Genomic DNA, 25,779 nt, shown 5'->3' on the forward strand with positions numbered 1-25,779 from the left:
AGAATCGTTTTCAAAGATTATTATTCTTCAATCTGAAAAAACTGCCCTATATACTCTATATGACGTATTGCGTTTGGTAAATGAGGAGCATTACTCCTTGTAATACCAGCAAAAACAACCTTATGTTCACTCATCTCCAACCTACCAGCTTGCAGGTTTTCATCACTAATAAAATCCAGTTTAGCAATTTTTTCTATAGGTAAAAATCTATAATAAAAAAACTAGTAAATGAAGAATCGTACACATTTATTGAACCCCAAATAATCATAAAAATTATAAGTATAACTTTATACATCTGATTTGCTTTCTAATTTCCCTGGCTTATAATTTTATTATGTATATTAGCTACATTTGTAAGTATTTGTTCCATAGTAAATTTATAGAGATAAATCTGATGAGCTTTTTTTACCTTTTCGTAAGCTTCTTCAGGATGAGACTTTATCCATTTTAAATGTTGATTTATTTGAGAATATATTTCCTCAGGAGATTTGTTTAAAGTTTCTATATATAATATATTATCGCCAAAAGTTTCTTTTGCCCATGGAATTTCATCAACAATTACTAATGCTGAAGAACTAACAAGTTCTAAAACTCGTCCAGAAGGAAAATTTTCAGTATTATGTCCTTCCGAATGAATTGCTAAGCCAATACCACTTTTTCTTATTGCATCAACAAATAGTTGATCGTCATATGGTATAAATCCCCTATATGAATTAAGACCATTCCAAGCTTGCTTAGGACCGTATATATCAACATCTTTGTGCTTATCAAGTAATTGATATAATTTTTTATACTTAAGACCAGTGCGAGTATTATCCCAATTATAACCACATATAAATAACCTTGAATAATTAATTTTAATAAATTCTGTTTTAGGTCGTGAAAACTTAAAATCAATTACAGGTATAGAAATACTTTCATAATATTGATTAATTCTTTTTAAATCCGTAACAGCAAGCAATCCATCATACCGAAGAGGGTTCGGACAATAGTATTTACTTAAATCAGGATTAATTAAACAAGGAAAATGCAAGACCAAGTAGTTCTTAACACCCGCTACTACACCAAAATCAGCTGCAGATATAGTAAAATCAGGATTAAATTGACTAACTATGCCATGAATTCTAGCCACATCTAGTGGATGAGTTGTAGCTGAAATGAGCAAAGACTCCCATCCAAGATTACTTGCTGCTTGTTGTATTCTCATACAAGCCAAAGGATCATATCTACACAAAATTGCAATTCTGTAAGGAATATTTGGATTTTTTGCTAGTTGTATAGTGTAATTTGATTTTTCTAACTTTTCTTGTAATAATGGTGATGAAAAATTGTAATAAAAAAACCCTCGATCTATGTTATTCCTATAGAAACCATTTTTGCTTATATCATAAATTTCTAATAACAAAAATGTTGGTAAAATTACTGCTAATAATATAAATGGAGAAATTAACAAAAGTTTTGATTTATTTTTAATATACATAAATTTTCTAAAAAAAGAAGTTAGTGATATTGTATTTTTTTATTTTTTAATACACAATTCAACTTCTTTTACCGGTATTACCTAAAAAGAATTGATTTAAAGTTTCTATGTCATTCCCGCGTGGCTTTGTTGCGTGGACCGATAAAATCTACTGCGTCACCCCACGACTTGACCACGGGATCCATAAAAACAACAAAAATACTAATAACTTTAGCATTTTAAACTGGATCCCGTGGTCAAGTCACGGGGTGACAAAAGTGCAATTGATTCACGCAATAATGCCTTCCCGCGTAGGCGGAAATCCAGAAAAAACGAGATAAATCGAGCTTTAATTTTGAAATTTAGAGTGTTTAAATTTTTTAATGACCGGATTCTCGCTTTCGCGGGAATGACACAGGAAGAACGCATTAAGAAATTCAAACTTCAACCCATGCATGGTACTACTTCTGTAGGTTCAATATTGATAACTGTATCATCGTTTGTGTCTGAAACAATGTTATTAAGCCAAGTAAAGGTAATAGCGGTTTTCTCGGCAATATTCTGTCCTGCACTACGTGGTCGCACCTCCATTTTACAGATGTGGATATTAAAAGGCTATACGTTCAATAAGAGTTCCGATGACTTTATCATGAATATCCAATGACTTGGAAAAACAAATTGTTTTACGTGTCAGTCTTTTGCATCTTGTTCTAAGATTTAAGTTACCCCGTTCTATCCGTTGAGTATATTTTTTACTAACAATGTGTTTTTTGGGATCTAATAACCTAGCATAACTTCCCCATCCATCTGTAAAGTAAAAAGTAACCTTAAAATCCTCCGGTTTTTTTCAGTAATGATTCTGATGTGCTATCACATCTTGTACCAAAAGTATAAGCAACTACTTTTAACAAAATCTTATCCAAAGAATATCAAAGCCATCTTTGTTTGGATTTATTCTGTACATAAGACCATTGTTCATCTATTTCAGGAGCAATAATTACTTCTATCGTATTGATAGAATGATTTATCTTTTTTAACGCTAGATTTTTTTTAAAACACGGATAACCGTATTGATACCCACTTTTAATACTCTTACTGTATCCCTAACTCCAGAGCCATTGATTGACATATCTACTATCTGAGTCTTGACTCCAGGCTTAGAGGCATTATTAATATATTACAGTTAAAAATATCGATTACACTGCTTGCATTGATATCTCTGTTGTTTTGAAATTGAATATCCCGCCTTTACTACTTTTTCTGTGTCGTTATAATATCTACACTTAACATCTATTCTTGATCTACACTTAACATATATTCTTGCCATAACTCCTTAACTATAATTCTCTCTTATTACTGTTTGAGGATTATAGACTATTCATGCTAAGCTGCAATACGGGGGCACGGCCCCCTCAGAGTCAACAGCTCTCCATAATATAAATACTTCCCCTTTAATCTTAATGTTCATTTCATCTAAATGCCATTTATCAGTCGGCTTCCTCTCTCTTCCTGATAACATCTTAAAAATAAACCGCAAATTTATTGTACCAAAATTTTACAGTCTCATGACTCAAAATAATACCTCGATATGCCATCTGTTCTTGAACATCTCGGTAGCTACTATTAAAACGATGATATAACCAGCGTTTGCTCAATACTTAATTTACTTCCCTCTTAACTTTACGATGCCAGAGCTTCTTGTAATCCTTTTCTATTATCTTTTGTTCCTCTGACCTTATCTTGAAAATATGTCTTGGATCAACTTCTTCTTTAATAAGTGCATCATATTGAAGATCGAACACTTGGCGTTCATTTTCACTAGAAACTCTCATATAACCAACTAGCATGCACGGAAAACACTTGTTTTCCGTACTAATATCTTTCATGCTATATAACCAATTAACCACTCCTTCAGTTTGGAATAACGCAAAGAATATAATGGAAGTGTGAAGATAGTATATACCTATCTCTTATCATCAACCTTCTTCTCTATGTCATCTATTATTTCTTTTGCCTTATCCTTCATATTATTGATGCCATCCTTGGCTTTATCAGCTAAATCTTTTGCTTTATCTTTCATTTGTTCCATAGTGCCTTGATTGTTTTCTGAACTCATAATAGCCTCCTAACTTTATACTTATTGATAAAACTTGCTTAAAAATGACTTATTTATGGAATAAATAACACTTATTCCATATGTCCTTACTTTCAGATTAATATATTTAGTTTTATATTGTCATATATTGAATTATTTATCTAGTTCAATATATGCAACATGCTGTGTATATACCACATTAGAATTTTATCAGTCTCCAAAAGTAAACTTTTAGAGACATTAGAGGAAATTGCTATATTATCTATTACTAAGTGCGATATCCCATGATATTGGTTATTTAAATTCAGCCTATAAACCCGAATCCTCTGCAAGTACTGGAACGGTAGTGACTAAAGATATATTATAATCCTGTTCTAACTGATGGTATAGCATTTTAGGTATGTCCTCATTCACAACAACTGGAATATTGTAGTTTCTTAATGTTTGTGCAGCCATATATTTTAAACTAAAAAACATTGTAATGTTTTCTTCAACTTGTTGTAAGATTTCTGAATGATCAGGAATGTTACTAACTAATTGCTTATACTTTATTACGTCTGATATATTTTTACTGAATTGATCTAGTGTCTTATGAGAATTGCCTGTTGTAATTTTAGATATTTGCCTCTTTGTAAATATTTTAAGATGCTTATTGGAAAAATGATTGATTTCTATATCGCCGATTGACAATGCATTTTCTAATTGCTGTAAATGAATAATAATATCCGCTAAGTCATGATTATTATATGAAATCACTTTATCTAGTAATGTATTGCCGTGCTGATCTTGGGGATTTATCTCAGTATTGTGATTACTTAACAATATTTCGGCAATTTTATTGCACGCACTTCCATTACTAATAATAGTAAATAACAAGGGCTTATTATGAACTGTAACACTAGGATTTGCACCATAATCAAGTAATGTTTTTGTAAGAAAGCAGTCAGATAATAAAATTGTAGATATTTCTAACGGACTTTTCTGATCATATCCAATACAGTTTGGATCAACACCTTTTTGCAATAACATGTTCACTATCACTCGATAGTTTCTATTGATAGCTGTTAATAGGAGGCTAGTACCAGCGGGGCCAGTAATATCAGTATGAGCGTATCCATTTAATATCTCCAACACCCCTCCTTCATTATTGGTTAATACAAAACATCGTAAATTATTTTTATAAAAACCTAATGTATGATTGGATGGCATAATAAATTTAGTACTATTATGTTAAAATAGTATCATATATGTTATTATCTTGTCCCTGTACAGCGAGTTCCTGATCATGGGCAGACTTATTTAAGTCGTCTGTTTCTACTGCTATCTTGCTCTCCGCCTTATTATTTGATATATTTAGATGATGTCTGGTTATAGTTACTTTTGAATGCATTAGTTTTTCTAACTCATGATCATCAGCAACAAGAGAGATGGCAAGCTGCACAGGGGTCAGGGAGAGATTATTTGGGACATAAATATCTACCTCGCTATTACTAAATAATAATTTTGCTATATCCATATAATGGTATTGTAGTGCCAAATGCAAAGCGGTATCGCCATCATCATTTACTGCATTTACATTCACCCCTGCATCTAGCAATAATTTTACGATATTTATATGATTATACTTTGTTGCAATATGTAATGCAGACTGAGCATCGTCATTTTTTATATCCAAATTAATATTAGAGCTAGTAATAAGTAGTTCAATTATTTCTTTCTTAGGTTCCTTGGCGAGTATCGCATAAATTAAAGGAGTATTACCCTTGTTATCGCGGATATTGGGATCTGCTCCATTGTTAATTAGAGCTGTTGCAACCTCCTGTAAACTGTTCTGAGAGGCAATATGTAATGGAGATGTTCCATCGACATATGACGTAATATTAAGATCAGCACCGAATGCAAGCAACATATTAAATAGTTCTATGTTATCATCTTCTAATACAGCAATAATGATTGGTATATCACCAATATTAATATTTGGATTATTTACATATTTCAACAATACTTTAATTACGCCATTATCTTTCATATATATGATTGCATTGAGAAGTGCTAAATCGAAATCTGGTGTGTTGCGACTGGTGCAATTGGATTCACTATTATAACCAACTAATAAATCTAAAAAATTTTCTAATATCTTGAGATCAATACTACCCGCGCGTTGCTGAGTAAAAAAATATTCTAGTTTACATTGAATATAGTATGCACCGTCATATGCTGCAGCAGTATTACTATTGCATTGTAAGTACTTACCAAATGTACTACGTTCATTTCTAATAATTGTATCTACCATGTAATCAACCGTGATATTATCACTTAATATATCCGTTAAATCATATAGTGTGCGATCTGTTAAGAAATCAGTAGTAGTATATGTTATGACACCATCCTTTGTCACTGATCCCCATGATGCAATACCTACATTAAAACCCAAGTCATATAAAAATTGTTCCTGAGGTGTAATATTGGTACTTGCGTGATAATGCATTATCGACCTACATAGTGCATCGTCAGCGCACAAAGTGTCTTCGAGATCCAGTTTATGTGTATGAGCTATAATAATAGTTCCTACTTTAAACTTATACATCATGTCATGCACCGCTCCAGAATGACATGTCCATAGCTGAATATACAATGGATAATCTGATAAAGTTTGTAATAATGTATGATAATTTAGAAATTCATATTCTATATTAGACGAGATAGATATACTATACTGCCCATTATGGCCGCGCCCCCGTATTGCAGCTTAGCATGAATAGTCTATAATCCTCAAACAGTAATAAGAGAGAATTATAGTTAAGGAGTTATGACAAGAATATATGTTAAGTGTAGATCAAGAATAGATGTTAAGTGTAGATATTGTAACGACACAGAAAAAGTAGTAAAGGCGGGATATTCAATTTCAAAACAACAGAGATATCAATGCAAGCAGTGTAATCGATATTTTTAACTGTAATATATTAATAATGCCTCTAAGCCTGGAGTCAAGACTCAGATAGTAGATATGTCAATCAATGGCTCTGGAGTTAGGGATACAGTAAGAGTATTAAAAGTGGGTATCAATACGGTTATCCGTGTTTTAAAAAAATCTAGCGTTAAAAAAGATAAATCATTCTATCAATACGATAGAAGTAATTATTGCTCCTGAAATAGATGAACAATGGCCTTATGTACAGAATAAATCCAAACAAAGATGGCTTTGATATTCTTTGGATAAGATTTTGTTAAAAGTAGTTGCTTATACTTTTGGTACAAGATGTGATAGCACATCAGAATCATTACTGAAAAAAAACCGGAGGATTTTAAGGTTACTTTTTACTTTACAGATGGATGGGGAAGTTATGCTAGGTTATTAGATCCCAAAAAACACATTGTTAGTAAAAAATATACTCAACGGATAGAACGGGGTAACTTAAATCTTAGAACAAGATGCAAAAGACTGACACGTAAAACAATTTGTTTTTCCAAGTCATTGGATATTCATGATAAAGTCATCGGAACTCTTATTGAACGTATAGCATTTAATACCCACATCTGCAAAATGGAGGTGCGACCCCCTCTCGATTGTAGTTTTCCCCAAATCCTTCGCTAGTTCATCATTCTGTTCCTTAAGTCTATTAATTTGCTCTTGATATTCACTAACTACCTTGGCTGGCTCAAATGCTATCGCTGCATTTGATAAAACTGCTTCTTTCAATGTGATATGCTATTGCTGCTAACCTCATATTTAGATGATAACTGTGATATTGTTACATCCTCTTTTAATAATTCTAACACTATCCTTGTCTTCTCTTTAGCACTGAAATTCCGTATCTGTTTTCTTGTCATTTTATATCCTATAAGTTATTGCCTGCATTCTAACTTATTACCAAGATACACCAACTATTTTTTGTCCAATTTTTTCAGTTCATTATAATTTGAATGCAAAGGCATATGCAGCTCGCACTACAGTTATAGCTGATCTTCTTTTTACTACTCCAACTGTGATAATTCAACCGGTTAGCGGCATAATATTAGTAAATATGCTTGGCTATAATTATTCTGATTTACGGCTTATCTTAACTTTTATCGGATACATAATCACCGGTAGTTGTTGGCTTCCAGTGGTATGGATTCAAATTAAACTACGAAATATGGCACTTGAAGCATTAAAACAGCGAACCCACCTACCGAAAAAATATTATAAATTATTTAAATTATGGTTCTACCTAGGTTGACCAGCATTTATCAGTCTGATTATTATTTTTTTCTTAATGGTATTTAAATCATTATAACACTAGTTTAGGATAAATTTTATGTTGTCCTGTGGTTCAAGCCGGTGTTGTTATGTGGATACCACCTCATCATTACGAGCAGACATTGTTGTGCAGACATTTAATCGTCATTGCGAGGAAATTACGAAGTAATTGACGAAGCAGTCTCAGGATATTTGACGAGATTGCCACGTCGAGGCTTTGCCTCTCCTCGCAATGAAAGAAAAAACGATCCACACATATTTATGCCGGTATATCCTCAATAATCGGTTGTTTTTTATTTGATTTTGTAGAAATGAGAGAAGTCATTATCGGTTCTGCTAAGCCGTTAACTACTTCTTTTGTAATAGTAACACGCTGTTTTTTTAGCTCAGCAACTTTATACATACTATCAAGCAAAAGATGCTCAAGTATTGAACGAAGTCCCCTTGCTCCCGTCTTCTTAGCTAAGGCTTTTTCGGCAATAGCTTCTAAAGCTGAATCACCAATTACAAGCTCAGCATCATCAAGCTCGAATTGTTTTTGATATTGCTTTACTATAGCATTCTTAGGCTTAGTTAAAATTGTAATTAAAGCTTGCTTATCTAATTCGTCTAAAGTCGTAACGATAGGTAATCTACCGATAAATTCAGGAATTAGACCAAATTTAGTTAAATCCTCAATCTCTAGAGATTTAAGAATCTCGCTATTATTTTTCTCTTTATCTATATTTACGTTAGCTGCAAAACCTATAGAACTGTGATTAGTTCTTGCGGTTATAATGCTGTCAATCCCCATAAAAGCACCACCGCAAATAAATAAAATATTTGAAGTATCTAGTTGAACAAAATCCTGTTGGGGGTGTTTCCTACCGCCTTGAGGAGGCACGGAAGCAACTGTCCCTTCCATAATTTTAAGTAGTGCTTGTTGCACTCCTTCTCCTGATACATCTCTAGTAATAGAAGGGTTCTCCGATTTACGGGCAATTTTATCAACCTCGTCAATATAAATTATACCTTTTTGTGCTTTTGCTATATTAAACTCTGCTGCTATTAATAAACGTAGTAAAATATTTTCAACATCTTCACCGACATAACCGGCTTCCGTTAAAGAAGTAGCGTCTGCCATAGTAAAAGGTACGTCTAAAATTTTAGCAAGCGTTTGAGCAAGTAAAGTTTTTCCTGAACCGGTAGGACCGATCAGTAAGATATTCGACTTACTAAGTTCAACCTCATTATTGCCGGATTGTACATATTCAAGTCTTTTATAATGGTTATATACCGCTACTGCCAAAATCTTTTTCGCTTGATCTTGTCCAACTACGTAATCGTTTAGAATCCCACATATTTTTTGCGGCGTTGGAATTGAAGAAGTAATTTGCTTTAAGGCAACTTTACTTTCTTCTTTCATAATATCCATGCATAAGTCTATACATTCATCACAAATAAATACCGCAGGACCTGCTATTAGTTTTTTTACCTCATGCTGTTTTTTACCGCAAAACGAGCAAACTAATTCTTTTTTATTAACTTCTACTACCATTAATTTTCTTTTTTTACGTTTATTTTAATAATTCTTATTATCGTCATTGCGAGGAAATTACAAAGTAATTAACGAAGCAATCTCAGGATATTTGGCGAGATTGCCACGCAGCCTACGGCTGCTCGCAATGACGGCTTAAGTATACACAACAATACTTATACTACTCTTGCATACATATAGTAATCTTTATGCTCATTTGCAACTATTTCGTATTTTTTAAGGATTCCCTCCCTAACGAAACCGCATCTCCCAAGAAGATTAATCGAACGAGAATTATCTGTAATAACTGTTGCTTGGACTCTTACAATGCCTATATAATAAGCAAATTTCAAGATATTTTTTATAGATTTTAACATTATACCTTGCCCCCAAAAATTAGGATCTAGATCATAGCTTATTTCTGCTCTGTGATGTTCTAGATTTATTACATTAAAACCCGCAGTACCTATTAATTTATTATCGTCTTTCAAAGCAATTCCCCAATAAAAACTTCTATGATTTTTATATAAACTAGACCAATAACGTACTTCGCCTTGGGCTTCTTCTAAGTCTTTAGGTCTATTACTATCAGTTATATAAATAGCCATTTCCGACTTACTCATATAATTAAAATAATCCTGCACATCCTCTTCAACTAACTCTCGTAAAACTATATCATTTAGGTCGATAACAGGAAAAGGGGTATATAAATATTCTCTATTTATCATACATACTTAATCGGATCATGTACATTATTCTTTTTAAAAGCATCAAGCCTTATCATGCAAGCAAGGCAATTACCGCAAGATAAATCATCTTCCGTAGGATCGTAACATGAAATTGTATTTTTGTAGTTAACTCCAAGCTCAAGCCCTATTTTAATTATTTGCTCTTTAGTCATATCAATTAAAGGCGTATGAATGATAATTTTTTCTCCATGCACCCTTATATTAGTTGCTAAATTTGCCATTGTTTCAAAAGATTTAATATATTCAGGGTGACAATCAGGATAATTTGCCGAATCACTAGTATGTACGCCTATAAAAATGTCTTTTGCCCCTATTACTTCCGCATACCCTAGTGCATAACTTAAAAATATCGTATTACGAGCAGGTACGTATGTAACCGGTACATCTTCAGGTAGTTCGTTTGTATTATGGTAATGCGGAACATCTATATTATCATCAGTTAAAGCAGAACCACCAAAAGCCCGTAAATCTATATCAATAATCTTATGCTGCTTAATGTTATATTCTATAACTAAATCCTTAACTCTCCGAAGTTCTGCATTGTTACGCTGCCCATAACTAAAACTCATAGCATAAATTTCATAACCCATTTTTTGGACTATTGCAAGAACCGTGGCAGAATCAGCTCCACCGCTAATTAAAATAACTGCTTTTTTCATTGTTTACCGATAAAGTTAATTTTTGAGATACTAAAGCATTAAAGCTAATTTTTGCCCTAAGTGCTTCCAGTACCAAAGCTCGATGTATACGTTTGTCTACTCTAACATTAAACTGTCCACTATATTCTTTCCTAGCCGATGCTAGGGGAATAGATTGATTATGACTTATATAACTTTCTTTCATTAAAGCTCACGCTTCTTGTAATTCTTGCAGTGCTTTTTCAGGTGAATTTCCAAAAGCCGATACGGTCGCACCTCCATTTTACAGATGTGGATATTAAAAGGCTATACGTTCAATAAGAGTTCCGATGACTTTATCATGAATATCCAATGACTTGGAAAAACAAATTGTTTTACGTGTCAGTCTTTTGCATCTTGTTCTAAGATTTAAGTTACCCCGTTCTATCCGTTGAGTATATTTTTTACTAACAATGTGTTTTTTGGGATCTAATAACCTAGCATAACTTCCCCATCCATCTGTAAAGTAAAAAGTAACCTTAAAATCCTCCAGTTTTTTTCAGTAATGATTCTGATGTGCTATCACATCTTGTACCAAAAGTATAAGCAACTACTTTTAACAAAATCTTATCCAAAGAATACCAAAGCCATCTTTGTTTGGATTTATTCTGTACATAAGGCCATTGTTCATCTATTTCAGGAGCAATAATTACTTCTATCGTATTGATAGAATGATTTATCTTTTTTAACGCTAGATTTTTTTTTAAAACACGGATAACCGTATTGATACCCACTTTTAATACTCTTACTGTATCCCTAACTCCAGAGCCATTGATTGACATATCTACTATCTGAGCCTTGACTCCAGGCTTAGAGGCATTATTAATATATTACAGTTAAAAATATCGATTACACTGCTTGCATTGATATCTCTGTTGTTTTGAAATTGAATATCCCGCCTTTACTACTTTTTCTGTGTCGTTATAATATCTACACTTAACATCTATTCTTGATCTACACTTAACATATATTCTTGTCATAACTCCTTAACTATAATTCTCTCTTATTACTGTTTGAGGATTATAGATTATTCATGCTAAGCTGCAATACGGGGGGGCGCGACCCAGTTTGTCCATATAAATAATTATATTGCAATTAAATAAAATTATGAACAAAAAAAATTATTCAAGAATTAAAGAATATAGAGTAAAAATCATACTTGTAAATTTCTTACTTTTAGTATACATTAATTCTAATGATAAAATTATTTCATAATTATGAAAATATCTACTAAAAGACAAATTACCATACCTATTGATATCAGAAGTAAATTAGGAATGCTGCCTAACACTGAAATTTCTTTCATTTTATATAAAGATGGAGTTTTTATTAAAAAAGAAAAAAATTCCAATCAAAGAGGTATAAAATTAATACAACAATTATCAGGTAAAAGTACATCAAGCATGTCTACCGATGAAATAATGAAATTAACTAGATCATGATTTTAGTCGATAGTAATATAATACTAGATATTATAACTTTTGATAATAATTGATATGAGCGCTCTTCAAACAAACTTAAATTACTCTCGCAATTTCACGAACTTATAGTTAATGATATTATTTATACTGAAATATCAATTGGGTTCAAAAGGATAGAAGGGTTAGAGGCTACAATAACTGAAAATTTTTTTAAACTTACTCCTATGTCTACAGGGGCATTGTTTTTAGCAGGTAAAGCCTTTCAAAAATATAAATTGAATGGCGGTATTAAAAATTCAATATTACCGGATTTTTTTATTGTTGCTCATGCGAGTATATTAAAGATAGACTTATTAACAAGAGATGTAAGTCGATATAAAACGTATTTTCCAAAAATAAATCTTATTACCCCTAAATATTCTTGACTAAATCCTCCTGATAATCTAAATTTAGGTTGTTAATTTATGGCGAGTGTAGCTCAGTTGGTTAGAGCATCAGGTTGTGGTCCTGAGGGTCGCGGGTTCGAACCCCGTCACTCGCCCCATTTTCTTTTCTTCATACAAAATAATCAATAGACCTCTTTCATAACCCGCCTTATAAAGAGGAATTTGAAGGAAACACGGAACGCAGCACCGCAGCACAAAAAGTACGTGAGGATGCGAGTACCGGATTGGCGTACAAATTACCTTTAGAAGGAGGTTATGAAATAGGTCTAATGGATATCAAACTTTTATATAGACTGGCTAAATATCTAAGGTTCTATAAAAAAGACTTGATCATCGTTATGATCTCTTTACTTAGCGTATCAGCTTCATTATTACTAATCGGTAGTGTTTTTAGAAATTTAGTTGATAAAGGTTTAGCTGAAGATCATATTTTATCGGTTGATAAATCTATATTGTATATTTCCTTATTAATTATTATCTTAAGTATTGCCAGTTTTTTTCGTTCATATTTTATCAATAATGTTGCCGAAAAAACTGTTAATCAAATAAGAAAAGAGGCCTATAGTAATTTAATTAATTATGAAATTAAAGAATTTGAAGAATTAAGAATCGGCGATATAATTTCACGTTTAACAAATGATATAGATCAAATATCTACGCTCATTGTTAATTTCTTATCTTTCTTTATTCGAAATTCGGCGATGCTAATCGGCGGTATTACGTTAATGTTTTTTGAAAGCTTCAAACTTGCTTCTATAGTAATTATTACCATTCCTATCTTATTAATTCCTTTAATTAAATTCGGCAAGCATGTTAAAGCTTTGTCTAAAAAAGCTCTAGAATCTAAGTCACTTTTAGCATCAGATATTGATGAAACTTTTAATAATATTAGAGCTATTTATGCTTTTAACAATCAAGCAAATAAAATTACCGATTTTGACATTAAACTACAAAGTTATTTAACATACTGCAAAACCCGTTTAAAAATTCGTGCTTTATTTTTCGCGATTTCAATATCCGTTATATTTCTTGCAATTACTTTAGTCGTTTGGATTGGAGTCTTGGATATAGTTAAAGGTAATCTATCAGCAGGACAAATTATATCATTTATTTATTATGCAATTATTGCCGGAGTTAGCTGCGGCGGTATTTTTGAACTACTAAGCGAGATACATTTACCTGTTACAGCCCTTGAGCGAATAATTACAATTATAGATAAGTCGCCTATAGCACATAATGATTATTTAGAATTAAATAATTCCGACTCAATCTCGATAGAATTTAAAAATGTAGATTTTTCCTATCATTCAAGACCTAATTTAAGAATTATCAACAACATGTCTTTCAAGATAAATGCCGATAAATTTATTGGGATTGTAGGTAGATCAGGCGCAGGAAAAAGTACCATAATTCAGCTATTATTACATTTTTACCGACAAGAAAGCGGCGCTATTCTTATTAACAATCAAGATATAGCTTATTTAAATCCTATCGAAATCCGTAAATTAATCGCTTATATACCCCAAGAAGCTAGTATTTTTTCTGGTACTATAAGATCAAATATTATATTCGGTAACGATGGAGCAAGCAATAATGAAATAGAAGAAGTAATAGAAATTACAGGAATCGCAAAATTTGCAGATAAAATCCATGACGGTATCAATGCTAAAATAGGTGAAAAAGGCGCTAGATTATCAGGAGGACAAAAACAGAGGATAGCTATTGCTAGAGCATTACTTCGCAAGCCGAAAATTTTACTTCTTGACGAAGCAATGAGTGCATTAGATACGATGAGCGAGCAAAAATTATTAACAGCTATAAGAAAAATGATGAAAGGAAAAATTATTATATCAATCGCTCACCGAATTAGTAGTATAGAATCAGCTGATAATATTTTAGTAATAGACAAAGGACTAGTAGCTGCTAGCGGAACACATAATAATTTATTACAAAATTCAGAAATTTATTGCAATATTTGTAGAGAGCAGCTAACAGTATAAATGGAGTATGTCATTCCCGCGTAGGCGGGAATCCAGAAAAATAACTCTAATATTGATGAAGAAGTTACATATCTGATAAAATAGCATATAGAAAGCTCGTTTTTTTATATGTTTTACTGGATTCCTGCCTACGCGGGAATGACATACACCGATCCACACAAGTAAAACTTCACAGGAATGACAATAAAGTAGATAATTGATATATTTGTTACAATAAAAGTTCCTCGGTATAAAAAAATTTAAATGTTTAATATAATTTAGCTTGAAAGCCATTATGACTTTGTTATAATCATAATTACAAAAACAAAAAAGGTTTACAAAATGAAAAATTTATTGAAGATTTTATTAATTCTCGCTTTCGCAAGTCCAGTATTTGCTTCATCAATGCAAATGCCTGACCCAGCTTCAGTTACAACAATCCAAATACAAGCTATGAGTAGCGACGACCAGCAGGCTTGGGTTGCTAGCTTAACAGCGGATCAGTACAATATGTTAAGTCCTGATGTTCAAAAGTGGGTAATGGAGAATACTACTGATGCTCAAAAACAAGCTTTAGGAATTAATCAGTAATATTTTAATTAATTTTTAAAATTGATAGGGGGCTGTTAACAAAATAATTTTATTAGCAGTCCTACATGTTAGGAATAATTATTCTTAACATATATCAGTAAAAGCTTCTGCTTTCTCTTCCTTTTCAATCCTCCAGTTATCGTGTCATGTATAAATATCTATTTATTCTTTAGTGCAATAATACGATAATTATTGTAAGTTATAACTTGGCTCTTTCTATGTCATTCCTGCAAAAGCGTTGTTGCATGAATACCCGAATCGTCATTGCGAGGAGCGAAGCTTTGCTGCAATCCAGAAAAATAATTAAAAAATCCTGATTTATAGAATTTTTTTACTGGATTGCTTCGTTGAAACTTGCAGCCTCTTCTCGCAATGACGGAAAAATCAATCCACGCAACAATACTTTACTAAAACAACCTAAAAATAACAAATTATTTATGAAATTACTTATTACCGTAATCATCATGGAAATACTTGCTGGAGCGGAAATAGATTTATTCGTTCCAAGTTTCCCTGAAATACAGGATACATTCAAGCTTTCGACTTTTATGACAGAATTATTACTCGGTGTAAACCTAACTGCTTATTGTATTACTTCGCTTATAGTCGGTAATTTAGGAGATAGGTACGGACGCAGACCGATTATTATACTTGGTTTATTGATTTTTAATCTTGGTAGTTTATTTTGTGTATTTGCAAATAATTATGAAGCTATATTACTTGGAAGATTTTTGCAAGGATGCGGGATATCATCGGTTGCGGTGCTAGTATATGTCGTACTTGCTGATATTTATTCGGTACAAGAGCAGCAAAAATTAATGGGCATTTTAAACGGCACTATTACGCTTTCTATGGCTTTTGCACCGGTTTTAGGCAGTTACGTCAATTTATTTTGGGGATGGAGAGGTAATTTTGTTTTATTATTCGCACTTGGTTTAATTAGCTTAATTCTAGGTATATTTCATATTCCAAAAAGAGAAGTTAACAAAAAAATACGTATTTCTTTAAAAGAATATATCCCTATTTTTAAATCTAGAAAAGCTATATATTATATACTTACAATGATGTTTCTTGCTCAAGGATATTGGATATTTATCGGGATTGCACCTATTTTATATATGCAAGATTTAGGTGTAACTTTAGAATATTTTGGACTTTACCAAGGATCAATGGCAGCTTTATTTTCCATTATGAGCTTTTCAAGCGGTCATTGTTTTAAAAAATTCGGTATTAAAAATTGCTTCTATTTTGGCGTTATATTTATAATACTATTCTTGGTAGGAAATAGCATATTGATTATATTTAATATTAATAATCCTTTAATCATAACGATAGTTACGCTATTATTATCACTTGGTGTAATATATCCGATTAACATATTATGGCCTCTACTTTTAGAAGCTATCCCCGATGGTAAAGCTCGTATGACTGCTATTTTTACTTCGGCTAGATTGATTCTAACGGCATTTGGATTACAATTAGTAGGCTTTTTATATAACGGTACTTTTGCCCCTCTTAGCATTACTATATGTATTGTTACGATATTTGGGTTAGTAACGCTACCTAAGTTATTTAAATATGATAATGTTTTTGAGATTTCTGAGAGAGTGTAAATGCAGCTGTGTCGTACCACATGGGTATCAGCTTAAGAATCGATGTCATTCCTGCAAAAGCAAGAATCCAGCGTAAAGCGAGATAAATCGAGCTTTTAAAAAGCTTTAAGGTAATGGATTCCCGCCTACGCGGGAATGACATAAAAAGCTTCTAAAATAACAAATATAAATAAAAATGATTAATAATAGTTTTATCTTCAAAATAGCTTTCAGATATTTTAGAGCTAAGAAAAATGAAAAGTTTGTTTCTATTATTTCTGCCTTTTCTTTAGTTGGCGTAATGATTGGCGTTGCAGCACTGATAGTCGTAATGTCCGTTATGAACGGTTTTCATATAGAGCTTACTAAAAATATTATCGGGTTAAATGGGGATATAGTAATAAATCGGCAAGGTGGTAGTATTGATAACTATGAAGAGATTAAAGCTAAACTCCTAAAACAAGATTATGTAAAACATGTAGCATTTATTGCTCACGGCCAAGCTTTGGCTCTTGGTAAAAGTAATAATAGCGGTGTACTTGTTAAAGGTATAAAATTAAAGGATCTAAGTTTAAGAAATGAAATTTTTAAAAATGTAAATTTTGGTAGTTTTGATAATTTTCGCGGCAAAAACGTAATAGCGCTCGGAGAACAATTAGCAAGCAATTTAGGAGTAACTGTCGGGGATAAGATTAGATTAATTTCACCGAATTCAGTTTCTACGGCCTTTGGCAATATGCCAAGGTCAAAAGAATTTAAAGTTATCGCAATTTTCAATAGCGGTATGTATGATTATGATTTGACAACAATATTAATGCCGCTTACCGCAGCGCAAAATTTCTTATCTCTTGGCGACGATATTAATTTAATCGAAATTAATAGTTTAGATCCCGATAAAGCTCTTGCATATTCATATAAAATACAATCATTATTAGGTCCAAACCTATACGTATTTAATTGGCAAATCTTAAATTCACAATTTTTAAGTGCCCTTGCTGTTGAGCGTACTGCTATGTTTACTATCCTATCTTTAATTATTACGGTCGCCGCATTTAATATTATTTCGAGCTTATTTATGCTCGTTAAAGATAAAACTTCAGATATTGCAATTCTTAGGACCATGGGAGCAAGTACTAAGCAAATAATGCTTATTTTTATCTATAACGGAATGTTTATAGGATTGCTTGGCACAACACTAGGTGTAATCCTTGGTGTTACTTTCTCTCATAATATCCAAGCTATCAAAAATTATTTGGAGCGTATAACCGGTACTAAAATTTTCGAGGCAGCTATTTATTTTCTTTATAGTTTACCTTCAAAAGTAAGAGCTGAGGATATTATTTTAATTACCTCTTTATCTATAATATTGTGTTTTCTTGCAACAATTTATCCTTCTTATAGAGCCTCAAAATTAAACCCCGTGGATGCCCTAAGATATGAATAATACAGCCCTCATTCTAAAAAATATCTCAAAACATTACAGCCAAGGCAAAACTGTTGTTAGGGTACTCGATGATCTTAATTTAACTGTCAATGAAGGTGAATTAATCGCTATAATAGGTTCTTCAGGTAGCGGCAAATCGACTTTACTACATATTGCTGGCTTACTTGATAAACCTACAAACGGTCAAATCATTATACCAAATAGCGAGTATAAGAAAAATCATCTAATTCGTCTTCATTATTTAGGTTTTATCTATCAGCAACATCACTTACTTAAAGATTTTACCGCCCTTGAAAATGTTATTATGCCAAGGCTTATTAGCGGTCTTGATCAAAAAGAAGCAATAGAGGATGCAACAAAGATATTAGAAAGTTTAGGACTTGGAAGAAAGCTCTATAATATGCCCGGAGAATTATCAGGAGGCGAGCGGCAACGAGTCGCAGTAGCTCGGAGCTTAATTAATAAGCCGAAAATTATTTTAGCAGATGAACCAACCGGTAATTTAGACCCCAAAACCACAAGTGAAGTATTTAATTTATTTTTAAAAGTAGCAAGGCAGCAAAATACCGCCGTTATTATGGTAACACATAACTATGAGTTAGCACATAAACTGGATAAATTATATAAGCTAAAGCACGGATTATTAAATATAGCTTGATTTAAAGCTCAAAAATTCTGATAATTATATATAGCTTCTGCGAATATTTCTAAAAAGATTGAATTTTGGCTATTTTTTGCTGCAAATTATAAGATTTTATTTAAAATATGAATAACTATTCCTTCAAAAATCTTATTAATTTTCGCTAAAAAATATCTCAAAATAGCAAATTAATTAGAAATTTTCATAGAACCTAATATTTTTTAATAAAGGTTAGTAATGACTGAGCCTATTATATTTACTCTTTTACTTGGCAACAAAAATCAGATATTAGAGGAAATACAAAATCAGGAAATACAAAATCAGGAAACTCAAAATAAACTACCTATTATCCAGCTTCAAGTTAATAAAGAATCCCATATACCCGATAAAGAACGTATTTTTTCGGAAATCTTAGAAAAATCTCGCAAAGAAGACAAAACGCCGATTTTTAACATTCAACTTAATAGTAATAATGTAAAACCCATTTTTCAGGTACAAGATTTAATTAATGCACAAAATTTAAATATAAAAACTACTATTACTTTTGATCGATATAATTCACTAATTCAAAATTCTGAGCTAGAAGCTTACTGGAAGCAAGTTATGGAAAAAGTTGATCATGTTTTTTTTACAAATGAAGCAGATCAAAATTTAGCCATAACCGATGGTATAGTACCAAAAGATAAAACCACTGCAGTTACGGATATAAGTTTAGTAACATCTGTTTTTAACAATCTTGTATATGATCGTGAAATTGACCATTTACTCTCTGATACGATACCTGATAAAGCAAAATTAGATAAAATAATAAAAAATGCTAAAAATCAAGGTGGCAGAGTAATAATAGAAACTTGGCCTATCTCTACGGATGAAGCAACAAGTCTTATAACTGCTAAATTCGGTATTACCTCTGAAGATCAAATTTACGGACTAAAACTCGAAATTAATGAAATTCTAAAAGATACAAGCAACGCAGCTCAGAACCTAACAAAGTATGTATCGCAAATATCAGCGCAATTCCAAAAAGATTTAGGTAAAGCTGAGATAAATCCTATCGACTTTAATTTTAATACAGAGAAAGTTATGAGAGATAGATCCGGGGATATACAAGCAGAACAAACAACACTATATGAACCTCCAGAAGAAAACCAACTAAAACCACCAGGCTTCTTTAGAAAAGTTTTTAACTATTTTAAAGATACGGTAACTAGTTTTAAAGAAGCAATATTCGGTAAAAAAGAAGAGTCCAAAACTCAAGAATCAGCAAACCTAACTGCACAAGCGGAACCAAAGCCTAAACCGGCAATAGCGCAAGGACAGCAAGTAGTTGCTACCCCTACGCAGCAATCTCCTATTAATGACCAAGAGCCATGGAAAAAACTAGGAATTCCACGGCAAATGTATGAGGAATCTCTAAAAGCAAAACAACAATTATCGAAGTCAACAATAACACAAGCGAAATCGGCGACTGTTATACCTCCTGTAAATCAACCGCAACAACAGGCCTCTAAAAACTCTCCGGTTATAGGTTCAAGTCAAAAGCAACAAGATAAGCCATTTGGTGTGACAGAGCAAGATTATAAAGTGATGATGCCTGCTAGTGCTTCTATTAATCCAAGTAATGATTTTAATATCAATGATTTTAAATATGAGATATCTCAAGAAGATATTAATAATGTAAAAAACCAAGATTATTGGTACAATCAAAATGACATTATAAATATCTTGGTAGAAGAATTAAAAGATATGAATGTCTCTATACAACCGGCTATTAGTTTACAAAATACTAAAACTATAGAAGAAAACCTTAAAGATCTTATATTATCACCCGAAGAAAAACAAAAAGCTTTGGAAGAAATTCAGGATATGGAAGAAGTGCTGAGAGGAAATACTACAGCTTTAAAAGAAGTAGAAGACAGAGAAAAAATACTTAATCTTCCAGAAAAAGAACGTGAAAAACAAGTAGAAAAGCTTCTTAATGCCCTAGAGTCTGAACAAAAAATTAATATAGATATTTTAAAAAGAGCCATTAAAGATATACAAGACAACGGAAAAGAATGTGCAGTGATATCAGTAGAGATGGGTACCGGACATTGGTGTAACTTATTTATGACTCCAAATAAACAAGATAATCAAGTAACTATAACTTTTAACGATTCCTTCGGGCATTCTATGGATAGGGATAATACTATATTACGTGACACAATAAACGAAGCATTTAAAAATAAAACACCCCCATTTATTTATGATGAACAAACAAGACAGCAAGATAATAGTTCAGATTGCGGTCCTTTTTCTGTAGAGAACGGTATTAGAAAAGCTAAAGGCCAACCAATTCTTACTGAGGCAGAAGCATTAGGTAAAGGGAAAGATGTAAGAGAGCGGCATGTAGCAATATTAACTAGGGTTTTGACTAAACAACAAGCTAGGGAAGTGATGAGTCAAGCAAAGGCAACCCCACCCCAACAACCAAGTAATAAATTTCAGAATATGGTTGGTCAAAGAAAAAATAATCCATCGATAAGACGCTAGACTTCTTATATAACGTAGCTAATAAGGAGGAACCCCTTCGGAAACACTTCACCTCGCACCGCAGCGTACAATAAAGTACGCGAGGATGCGAGTACTGGATTGACGTACAAATTATCCTTAGAAGCAAGTCATGCAAGAAGTCTAAAAAAACATTAGGCAAAATCTATAATTCCTAATATAATTACTTATAGTTAATTTATATTTTAACAAAGAATGACTACCATACTTGTGATCGTTATTATAATAATGATCGCCTTATCTGCTTTATTTGCTGCTACCGAAACCGCTATTACAGCTTCTTCACCAGGGAAGATTCATAAGCTTAAAATAGCCGGTAATAAGCGTGCTAAAACAGTTTTAGAGGTTCTTAAGAAAAAAGAAAAAGTCATAGGAACTCTACTAATAGGCAATAGTTTAATCAATACGATTTGCACTACTATTGCTACTACTCTCTTTATTAGCTTTCTCGGAGATAATGGACTCATTGTTGCTTCTGGCGTTATGGCTTTTATAATTATTGTTTTTGCTGAAGTAGTACCTAAAGCAATAGCCGTTGCTAAGCCTGAACAATTAGCATTAAAAATGGCTTCAACTATCGTAATCTTTTTAAAGCTTTTCAAACCTATTAATATTGCTCTTGATTACATTACAAAAATATTTTGCTTCATATTTCGTATTAATTTAAATCCTCAAATATCAGGAACGGAGGAAGTAAGAGGTGTTATTGAGCATTACCATCAAGAAGGCGGAGTTTATAAATCCGATCGTAATATGCTTGGCGGGATCTTAGATATACGTAATATGACGGTATCGGAAATTATGACTCATAGAAGTAGTATTATAGCTCTTAATATCGACCTACCTCATGAAGTAATAATTAAAACTTTATTATCAGGCTCTCATACACGTATACCTTTATGGCAAGATAATAGAGACAATATAATAGGTATTCTTAATTTAAAAGATCTGCTTAAAGCATTATACGAAAACAATAATGATGCAAAAAAAATTGATATTAATAAACTTTTAACTCCGCCTTGGTTTATCCCTGAGAATGCACTCGTAGTAGACCAGTTACATGCCTTTAGAGAGCGTAATAATCATTTTGCTTGTGTTGTAGATGAGTATGGTACTCTGCTAGGTATTATTACTCTTGAAGATGTTATAGAAGAAATCGTAGGACCTATTACCGACGAGCATGATAGGCTTAATAATGAAATTATCAAAAAGTCTAATACCGAGTTCATTATAAAAGGAACTACGACTATTAGGGATATTAATCGAGAGCTTGATTGGAATTTATCAGATGAGGATGCAAACACTATCGCAGGATTAATAATCCATAAAATTGCTAGAATCCCAAATCAGGGAGAAGTAACAGAAATATTTAACTTAAAGGTAATTATTTTAAAGAAAATTGCCAATAAGATTGATAGTGTAAAAATTACTGTACTACCTACTACCCAGGAAGCACAAAACAGTGAGTAACATCGGTAATTTTTTACTGCTAGCTACGATGTGCTTAAGTGGGATGTCGGTTATTTATGTAACTTTTGTCTCTTATGTCATTCTCGCGAAAGCGGGAATTCAGAAAAAATCTTTATTTTATCAAAGACTGGATTCCTGCTTCCGCAGGAATGACATTTACCTCATCACTCTTCCTTTCTACAAAGCCGCCTTATGTGCTATACTTGCTTTTGTTACCCTAGTCCATGCTTTCATTGTTTCCGATTTTTCACTACAAAATGTTTTCCTAAATTCTAGTACTTTAAAACCGTTAATATATAAAATAGCCGGTAGCTGGTCGAGTCACGAAGGCTCGATGTTATTATGGTTTTGTTTATTACAAATTATCAGCTGCTGTTATATATTTTTAGCTAAAGATAAACAGCTTAAACTTTTATCTATCATCATATTATCAGCTATACAATTACTTTTTAGCAGTTTTATTTATTTTACTTCTAATCCCTTTAACGTTTTTTCCTTTATCCCTAAAGAGGGGCTCGGGCTAAACCCAATGCTACAAGACATTGCTTTGAGCATCCACCCCCCTTTACTTTATCTCGGCTATGTTAGCTACGCCGTACCTTTTACTATTGTTTGTGCCTCTATGTCATTCTCGTCTCTTTCTATGTCATTCCTGAAAAAGCAGAAATCCATTAATGACATAAGGCTTCTCAAAATATTTTCAAATATCGGCATTTTATTTACTACTATCGGAATTAGTCTTGGTTCTTGGTGGGCATATAGAGAACTCGGTTGGGGTGGATTTTGGTTTTTCGATCCAGTAGAAAATATTTCGCTATTTCCTTGGTTATCCGGAATTATGCTACATCATTCTATAGTAGTTACTACCAAAACAAATCGTATAGACCCCTGGACTATAATTTTATCAATAGTTACTTTCTTGCTGGTAATATTTAGTACTGCTTTAGTCCGATCCGGCCTTATTACCTCTGTTCACTCTTTTGCATTCTCATCTGAGAGAGGAATGTACTTACTTGGGATATTTTTGATTATGGGGATTGGTGGACTCTGTGTCATCCTGCGGCTTGATCGCGGGATCTCAAGAAGTTTACCATCACAGACTGTTTTACAAGATACCGTGGTCAAGCCACGGCATGACATACTCGGAATACTCCTCGGCAACATATTCTTCCTACTTAGTCTTATCGTCCTAATATGCGCTACCCTTTACCCACCAATTTACTCTTTATTTGATGATAAACCTATTATTATTAGTGAGACGTTTTTCATCAACAATTTTATTATATTCGTTATTCCTACTCTTTGTACCATAGGATTATTTACTACCAGAAACTCTATTAAAAAACATATTATTATTCTAATATTATCTCTAATAATTACTTATTTAATATCATCAAAAGTAACATTTAGTATCATATCGATTTTAACTATAATCGCATCTATATTTCTGATGCTTCATAATGTGCATTATCTTTTGATTAAAACCAATTATTTTAGAAATAAGCTTAAAGCAAGTAACGCTAGTATGATACTTGGGCATTTTGGTTTCGCCATGATTAGCTTTAGTATCACTATGAATGCATTATTACAAAGTGAAATGGATTTTACCGGAGAGGTGGGAACAAGTAAAACATTTAACGAATTTAAAGTAACATTGCAAAATATTAAGTTTGCTCAAGGTAAAAATTATTATAGACAAATCGCTGAATTTTGGCTTGAAGATAATAGCCATAATATAACTATATTAAAGCCGGAAAATAGACTTTATATAGTTGAAAAAAGTTTATCGCAAGAAAGCGATATATACTCTTACTTATCATATGATCTTTACGCTGTTTTAAGTAATATAGACGGCGATATAATTCATGCTAAAATATATTACAAACCAATGATGAGCTTTATCTGGCTTGGAATTATTCTTACCGCCTCCGGCTTTTTTATTGCGCTAATCAGAAAAAATTCTAAGTTCTGTGAAGAAAAATTAAATTATTTGTATCCAAAAAGAGCAAAAATAAATTAATTTAATTTTCTTTCACAGAGCCCAGCTATGATGAAATTTTTATCCATACCTCATTATAGTCATAATCATCCTCGTCGTCTGATTCTAAAATATACTCTTTGTCTAATAAAAATATATCCAATGACTCCTTGATATCATTTATCTGTTTAGAAAATTTTTCTAAACTTATATCCAGTTTTTTTCACAGTTAAAACTTCCTGTTTCTTTCTTGCTCATAAAATATTTTTCCATTTTTATTGATGCTTTAAGTAAGAACTTAATTACCTAAAGCATAATAACGCCGATCATTTAGGCTCCCTGTATATAAAAATTAAAATTTGTACACAAAATTCCTAAAACTCATTCAAGAAAGCACTTAAACTTATAGCAAAGCGTAATGTCCTCTTGCTTTATTTAAAACATCTTGATATGTTTGTAACCATACGATATTTTGGTCGTATTATATTCAACCAATAAGCATAATTACATATATGTAATTTTGTTCTAGTACTTTTGGACAAAAAGTCAATGAATAATGTTTATTAATTGGTTTAATATTTATAAAAATACAATGGTAATTTAAAAACGTATGTCAGATACGGTATTACAAATTACATGGCTTGAAAGAAAGAGTCGCACCTCCATTTTACAGATGTGGATATTAAAAGGCTATACGTTCAATAAGAGTTCCGATGACTTTATCATGAATATCCAATGACTTGGAAAAACAAATTGTTTTACGTGTCAGTCTTTTGCATCTTGTTCTAAGATTTAAGTTACCCCGTTCTATCCGTTGAGTATATTTTTTACTAACAATGTGTTTTTTGGGATCTAATAACCTAGCATAACTTCCCTATCCATCTGTAAAGTAAAAAGTAACCTTAAAATCCTCCGGTTTTTTTCAGTAATGA

General features: G+C 32.2%; 28 protein-coding genes, 1 tRNA gene and 3 pseudogenes. 15 read left to right on the top strand and 17 right to left on the bottom strand.

Going from position 1 to position 25,779, the window contains the following annotated elements; all coding sequences use genetic code 11:
• Nucleotides 1-307: 307 nt before the first annotated feature.
• The gene (locus AAGD46_RS01675; RefSeq protein ID WP_341787519.1) at nucleotides 308-1,480 is read right to left on the bottom strand and encodes a hypothetical protein; all 1,173 of its coding nucleotides are present in this window, start codon (nucleotides 1,478-1,480) and stop codon (nucleotides 308-310) included.
• A gap of 388 nt (nucleotides 1,481-1,868) precedes the next feature.
• Here AAGD46_RS01675 and AAGD46_RS01680 point away from each other — a divergent pair, with 388 nt between their 5' ends.
• Entirely contained in the window at nucleotides 1,869-2,123 is a 255-nt protein-coding gene (locus AAGD46_RS01680; protein ID WP_341787520.1) for a hypothetical protein, read from the top strand.
• Here AAGD46_RS01680 and AAGD46_RS08600 read toward each other — a convergent pair.
• From AAGD46_RS08600 to AAGD46_RS01710, 8 genes and pseudogenes are all read right to left on the bottom strand, one after another.
• Nucleotides 2,067-2,231, bottom strand: a pseudogene (locus tag AAGD46_RS08600) (IS1 family transposase); the annotation flags it as partial. The gene AAGD46_RS01680 and the pseudogene AAGD46_RS08600 overlap by 57 nt on opposite strands.
• Before the next feature lie 157 nt (nucleotides 2,232-2,388).
• The gene (locus tag AAGD46_RS08605) at nucleotides 2,389-2,487 is read right to left on the bottom strand and encodes an IS1 family transposase (protein ID WP_410525956.1); all 99 of its coding nucleotides are present in this window, start codon (nucleotides 2,485-2,487) and stop codon (nucleotides 2,389-2,391) included.
• 11 nt (nucleotides 2,488-2,498) lie between these two features.
• Nucleotides 2,499-2,588, bottom strand: coding sequence for an IS1-like element transposase (locus AAGD46_RS08610; protein WP_341786649.1), 90 nt, complete (start codon nucleotides 2,586-2,588; stop codon nucleotides 2,499-2,501).
• 249 nt (nucleotides 2,589-2,837) lie between these two features.
• Nucleotides 2,838-2,996: a DDE-type integrase/transposase/recombinase gene (locus AAGD46_RS01690; protein WP_341787521.1), complete on the bottom strand. Its 159-nt coding sequence runs from the start codon at nucleotides 2,994-2,996 to the stop codon at nucleotides 2,838-2,840.
• A gap of 121 nt (nucleotides 2,997-3,117) precedes the next feature.
• Entirely contained in the window at nucleotides 3,118-3,345 is a 228-nt protein-coding gene (locus AAGD46_RS01695; protein ID WP_341787522.1) for a hypothetical protein, read from the bottom strand.
• A 77-nt stretch (nucleotides 3,346-3,422) separates the two neighbouring features.
• Nucleotides 3,423-3,575, bottom strand: coding sequence for a hypothetical protein (locus tag AAGD46_RS01700; RefSeq protein ID WP_341787523.1), 153 nt, complete (start codon nucleotides 3,573-3,575; stop codon nucleotides 3,423-3,425).
• A 288-nt stretch (nucleotides 3,576-3,863) separates the two neighbouring features.
• A complete protein-coding gene (locus tag AAGD46_RS01705) occupies nucleotides 3,864-4,583 on the bottom strand; it encodes a hypothetical protein (protein WP_341787524.1) in 720 nt (239 codons plus the stop codon).
• 196 nt (nucleotides 4,584-4,779) lie between these two features.
• Nucleotides 4,780-6,042: an ankyrin repeat domain-containing protein gene (locus AAGD46_RS01710; protein ID WP_341787525.1), complete on the bottom strand. Its 1,263-nt coding sequence runs from the start codon at nucleotides 6,040-6,042 to the stop codon at nucleotides 4,780-4,782.
• A 321-nt stretch (nucleotides 6,043-6,363) separates the two neighbouring features.
• Between AAGD46_RS01710 and AAGD46_RS01715 the strand changes: the two are divergent.
• Nucleotides 6,364-7,071: pseudogene (locus tag AAGD46_RS01715) on the top strand (IS1 family transposase); the annotation flags it as partial.
• On the opposite strand, the gene AAGD46_RS01720 reads toward AAGD46_RS01715, so the two are convergent.
• Nucleotides 7,027-7,254 (bottom strand): hypothetical protein, encoded by a 228-nt coding sequence (locus AAGD46_RS01720; protein WP_341787970.1) that lies wholly within the window; start codon nucleotides 7,252-7,254, stop codon nucleotides 7,027-7,029. The pseudogene AAGD46_RS01715 and the gene AAGD46_RS01720 overlap by 45 nt on opposite strands.
• Before the next feature lie 220 nt (nucleotides 7,255-7,474).
• Here AAGD46_RS01720 and AAGD46_RS01725 point away from each other — a divergent pair, with 220 nt between their 5' ends.
• The gene (locus AAGD46_RS01725; RefSeq protein ID WP_341787526.1) at nucleotides 7,475-7,774 is read left to right on the top strand and encodes a DUF2269 domain-containing protein; all 300 of its coding nucleotides are present in this window, start codon (nucleotides 7,475-7,477) and stop codon (nucleotides 7,772-7,774) included.
• Between the two features lie 279 nt (nucleotides 7,775-8,053).
• Here the strand turns inward: AAGD46_RS01725 and clpX are convergent, their stop codons facing one another.
• The 6 genes and pseudogenes from clpX to AAGD46_RS08620 form a co-directional block, all read right to left on the bottom strand.
• Nucleotides 8,054-9,331, bottom strand: a complete 1,278-nt coding sequence (clpX, locus tag AAGD46_RS01730) for an ATP-dependent Clp protease ATP-binding subunit ClpX (RefSeq protein WP_341787527.1) — start codon at nucleotides 9,329-9,331, stop codon at nucleotides 8,054-8,056.
• Nucleotides 9,332-9,486: 155 nt separating this feature from the next.
• The gene (locus tag AAGD46_RS01735; RefSeq protein WP_341787528.1) at nucleotides 9,487-10,038 is read right to left on the bottom strand and encodes a GNAT family protein; all 552 of its coding nucleotides are present in this window, start codon (nucleotides 10,036-10,038) and stop codon (nucleotides 9,487-9,489) included.
• Nucleotides 10,035-10,718 (bottom strand): 7-cyano-7-deazaguanine synthase QueC, encoded by a 684-nt coding sequence (gene queC / locus AAGD46_RS01740; protein ID WP_341787529.1) that lies wholly within the window; start codon nucleotides 10,716-10,718, stop codon nucleotides 10,035-10,037. Before queC ends, AAGD46_RS01735 begins: the two co-directional genes overlap by 4 nt.
• Nucleotides 10,693-10,965 (bottom strand): annotated as a pseudogene (locus AAGD46_RS01745) (toxin-antitoxin system HicB family antitoxin); the annotation flags it as partial. The gene queC and the pseudogene AAGD46_RS01745, both read right to left, overlap by 26 nt.
• Before the next feature lie 30 nt (nucleotides 10,966-10,995).
• Nucleotides 10,996-11,229, bottom strand: coding sequence for an IS1 family transposase (locus tag AAGD46_RS08615; protein ID WP_410525955.1), 234 nt, complete (start codon nucleotides 11,227-11,229; stop codon nucleotides 10,996-10,998).
• Complete coding sequence (locus tag AAGD46_RS08620; RefSeq protein WP_410525927.1) at nucleotides 11,216-11,518, bottom strand: IS1 family transposase; 303 nt, start codon at nucleotides 11,516-11,518, stop codon at nucleotides 11,216-11,218. Before AAGD46_RS08620 ends, AAGD46_RS08615 begins: the two co-directional genes overlap by 14 nt.
• Before the next feature lie 435 nt (nucleotides 11,519-11,953).
• On the opposite strand from AAGD46_RS08620, the gene AAGD46_RS01755 reads away from it, so the two are divergent.
• The 12 genes from AAGD46_RS01755 to AAGD46_RS01815 all read left to right on the top strand — a co-directional run bounded on the left by AAGD46_RS01755 (nucleotide 11,954) and on the right by AAGD46_RS01815 (nucleotide 25,586).
• Nucleotides 11,954-12,178, top strand: a complete 225-nt coding sequence (locus AAGD46_RS01755; protein WP_341787530.1) for an AbrB/MazE/SpoVT family DNA-binding domain-containing protein — start codon at nucleotides 11,954-11,956, stop codon at nucleotides 12,176-12,178.
• Between the two features lie 131 nt (nucleotides 12,179-12,309).
• Nucleotides 12,310-12,582 (top strand): hypothetical protein, encoded by a 273-nt coding sequence (locus tag AAGD46_RS01760; protein ID WP_341787870.1) that lies wholly within the window; start codon nucleotides 12,310-12,312, stop codon nucleotides 12,580-12,582.
• Nucleotides 12,583-12,624: 42 nt separating this feature from the next.
• A tRNA-His gene (locus AAGD46_RS01765) sits at nucleotides 12,625-12,701 on the top strand.
• Between the two features lie 171 nt (nucleotides 12,702-12,872).
• A complete protein-coding gene (locus AAGD46_RS01770) occupies nucleotides 12,873-14,603 on the top strand; it encodes an ABC transporter ATP-binding protein (RefSeq protein ID WP_341787531.1) in 1,731 nt (576 codons plus the stop codon).
• A gap of 321 nt (nucleotides 14,604-14,924) precedes the next feature.
• Complete coding sequence (locus AAGD46_RS01775) at nucleotides 14,925-15,173, top strand: DUF2673 domain-containing protein (RefSeq protein ID WP_341787532.1); 249 nt, start codon at nucleotides 14,925-14,927, stop codon at nucleotides 15,171-15,173.
• Nucleotides 15,174-15,610: 437 nt separating this feature from the next.
• The gene (locus AAGD46_RS01780; RefSeq protein WP_341787871.1) at nucleotides 15,611-16,786 is read left to right on the top strand and encodes a multidrug effflux MFS transporter; all 1,176 of its coding nucleotides are present in this window, start codon (nucleotides 15,611-15,613) and stop codon (nucleotides 16,784-16,786) included.
• A gap of 175 nt (nucleotides 16,787-16,961) precedes the next feature.
• Nucleotides 16,962-18,209: a lipoprotein-releasing ABC transporter permease subunit gene (locus AAGD46_RS01785; protein WP_341787533.1), complete on the top strand. Its 1,248-nt coding sequence runs from the start codon at nucleotides 16,962-16,964 to the stop codon at nucleotides 18,207-18,209.
• Nucleotides 18,202-18,867 carry an ABC transporter ATP-binding protein gene (locus tag AAGD46_RS01790; protein WP_341787534.1) on the top strand — a complete coding sequence of 222 codons (666 nt, stop codon included), beginning with the start codon at nucleotides 18,202-18,204 and terminating at the stop codon, nucleotides 18,865-18,867. Before AAGD46_RS01785 ends, AAGD46_RS01790 begins: the two co-directional genes overlap by 8 nt.
• 219 nt (nucleotides 18,868-19,086) lie before the next feature.
• Nucleotides 19,087-21,381: a hypothetical protein gene (locus tag AAGD46_RS08625; protein ID WP_410525944.1), complete on the top strand. Its 2,295-nt coding sequence runs from the start codon at nucleotides 19,087-19,089 to the stop codon at nucleotides 21,379-21,381.
• Nucleotides 21,382-21,594: 213 nt separating this feature from the next.
• Nucleotides 21,595-22,869: an HlyC/CorC family transporter gene (locus AAGD46_RS01805; protein WP_341787535.1), complete on the top strand. Its 1,275-nt coding sequence runs from the start codon at nucleotides 21,595-21,597 to the stop codon at nucleotides 22,867-22,869.
• A 127-nt stretch (nucleotides 22,870-22,996) separates the two neighbouring features.
• Nucleotides 22,997-24,889, top strand: coding sequence for a heme lyase CcmF/NrfE family subunit (locus AAGD46_RS01810; RefSeq protein WP_410525957.1), 1,893 nt, complete (start codon nucleotides 22,997-22,999; stop codon nucleotides 24,887-24,889).
• A gap of 568 nt (nucleotides 24,890-25,457) precedes the next feature.
• A complete protein-coding gene (locus AAGD46_RS01815) occupies nucleotides 25,458-25,586 on the top strand; it encodes a hypothetical protein (protein WP_341787537.1) in 129 nt (42 codons plus the stop codon).
• On the opposite strand, the gene AAGD46_RS08630 is transcribed toward AAGD46_RS01815, so the two are convergent.
• Nucleotides 25,530-25,685, bottom strand: a complete 156-nt coding sequence (locus AAGD46_RS08630; protein WP_410525951.1) for an IS1 family transposase — start codon at nucleotides 25,683-25,685, stop codon at nucleotides 25,530-25,532. The two genes, AAGD46_RS01815 and AAGD46_RS08630, sit on opposite strands and share 57 nt — an antisense overlap.
• Nucleotides 25,686-25,779: the final 94 nt, after the last annotated feature.

Origin of the sequence: Rickettsia endosymbiont of Cantharis rufa, from assembly GCF_964026445.1 — a bacterium.
Classification (GTDB): Bacteria; Pseudomonadota; Alphaproteobacteria; order Rickettsiales; family Rickettsiaceae; genus Rickettsia.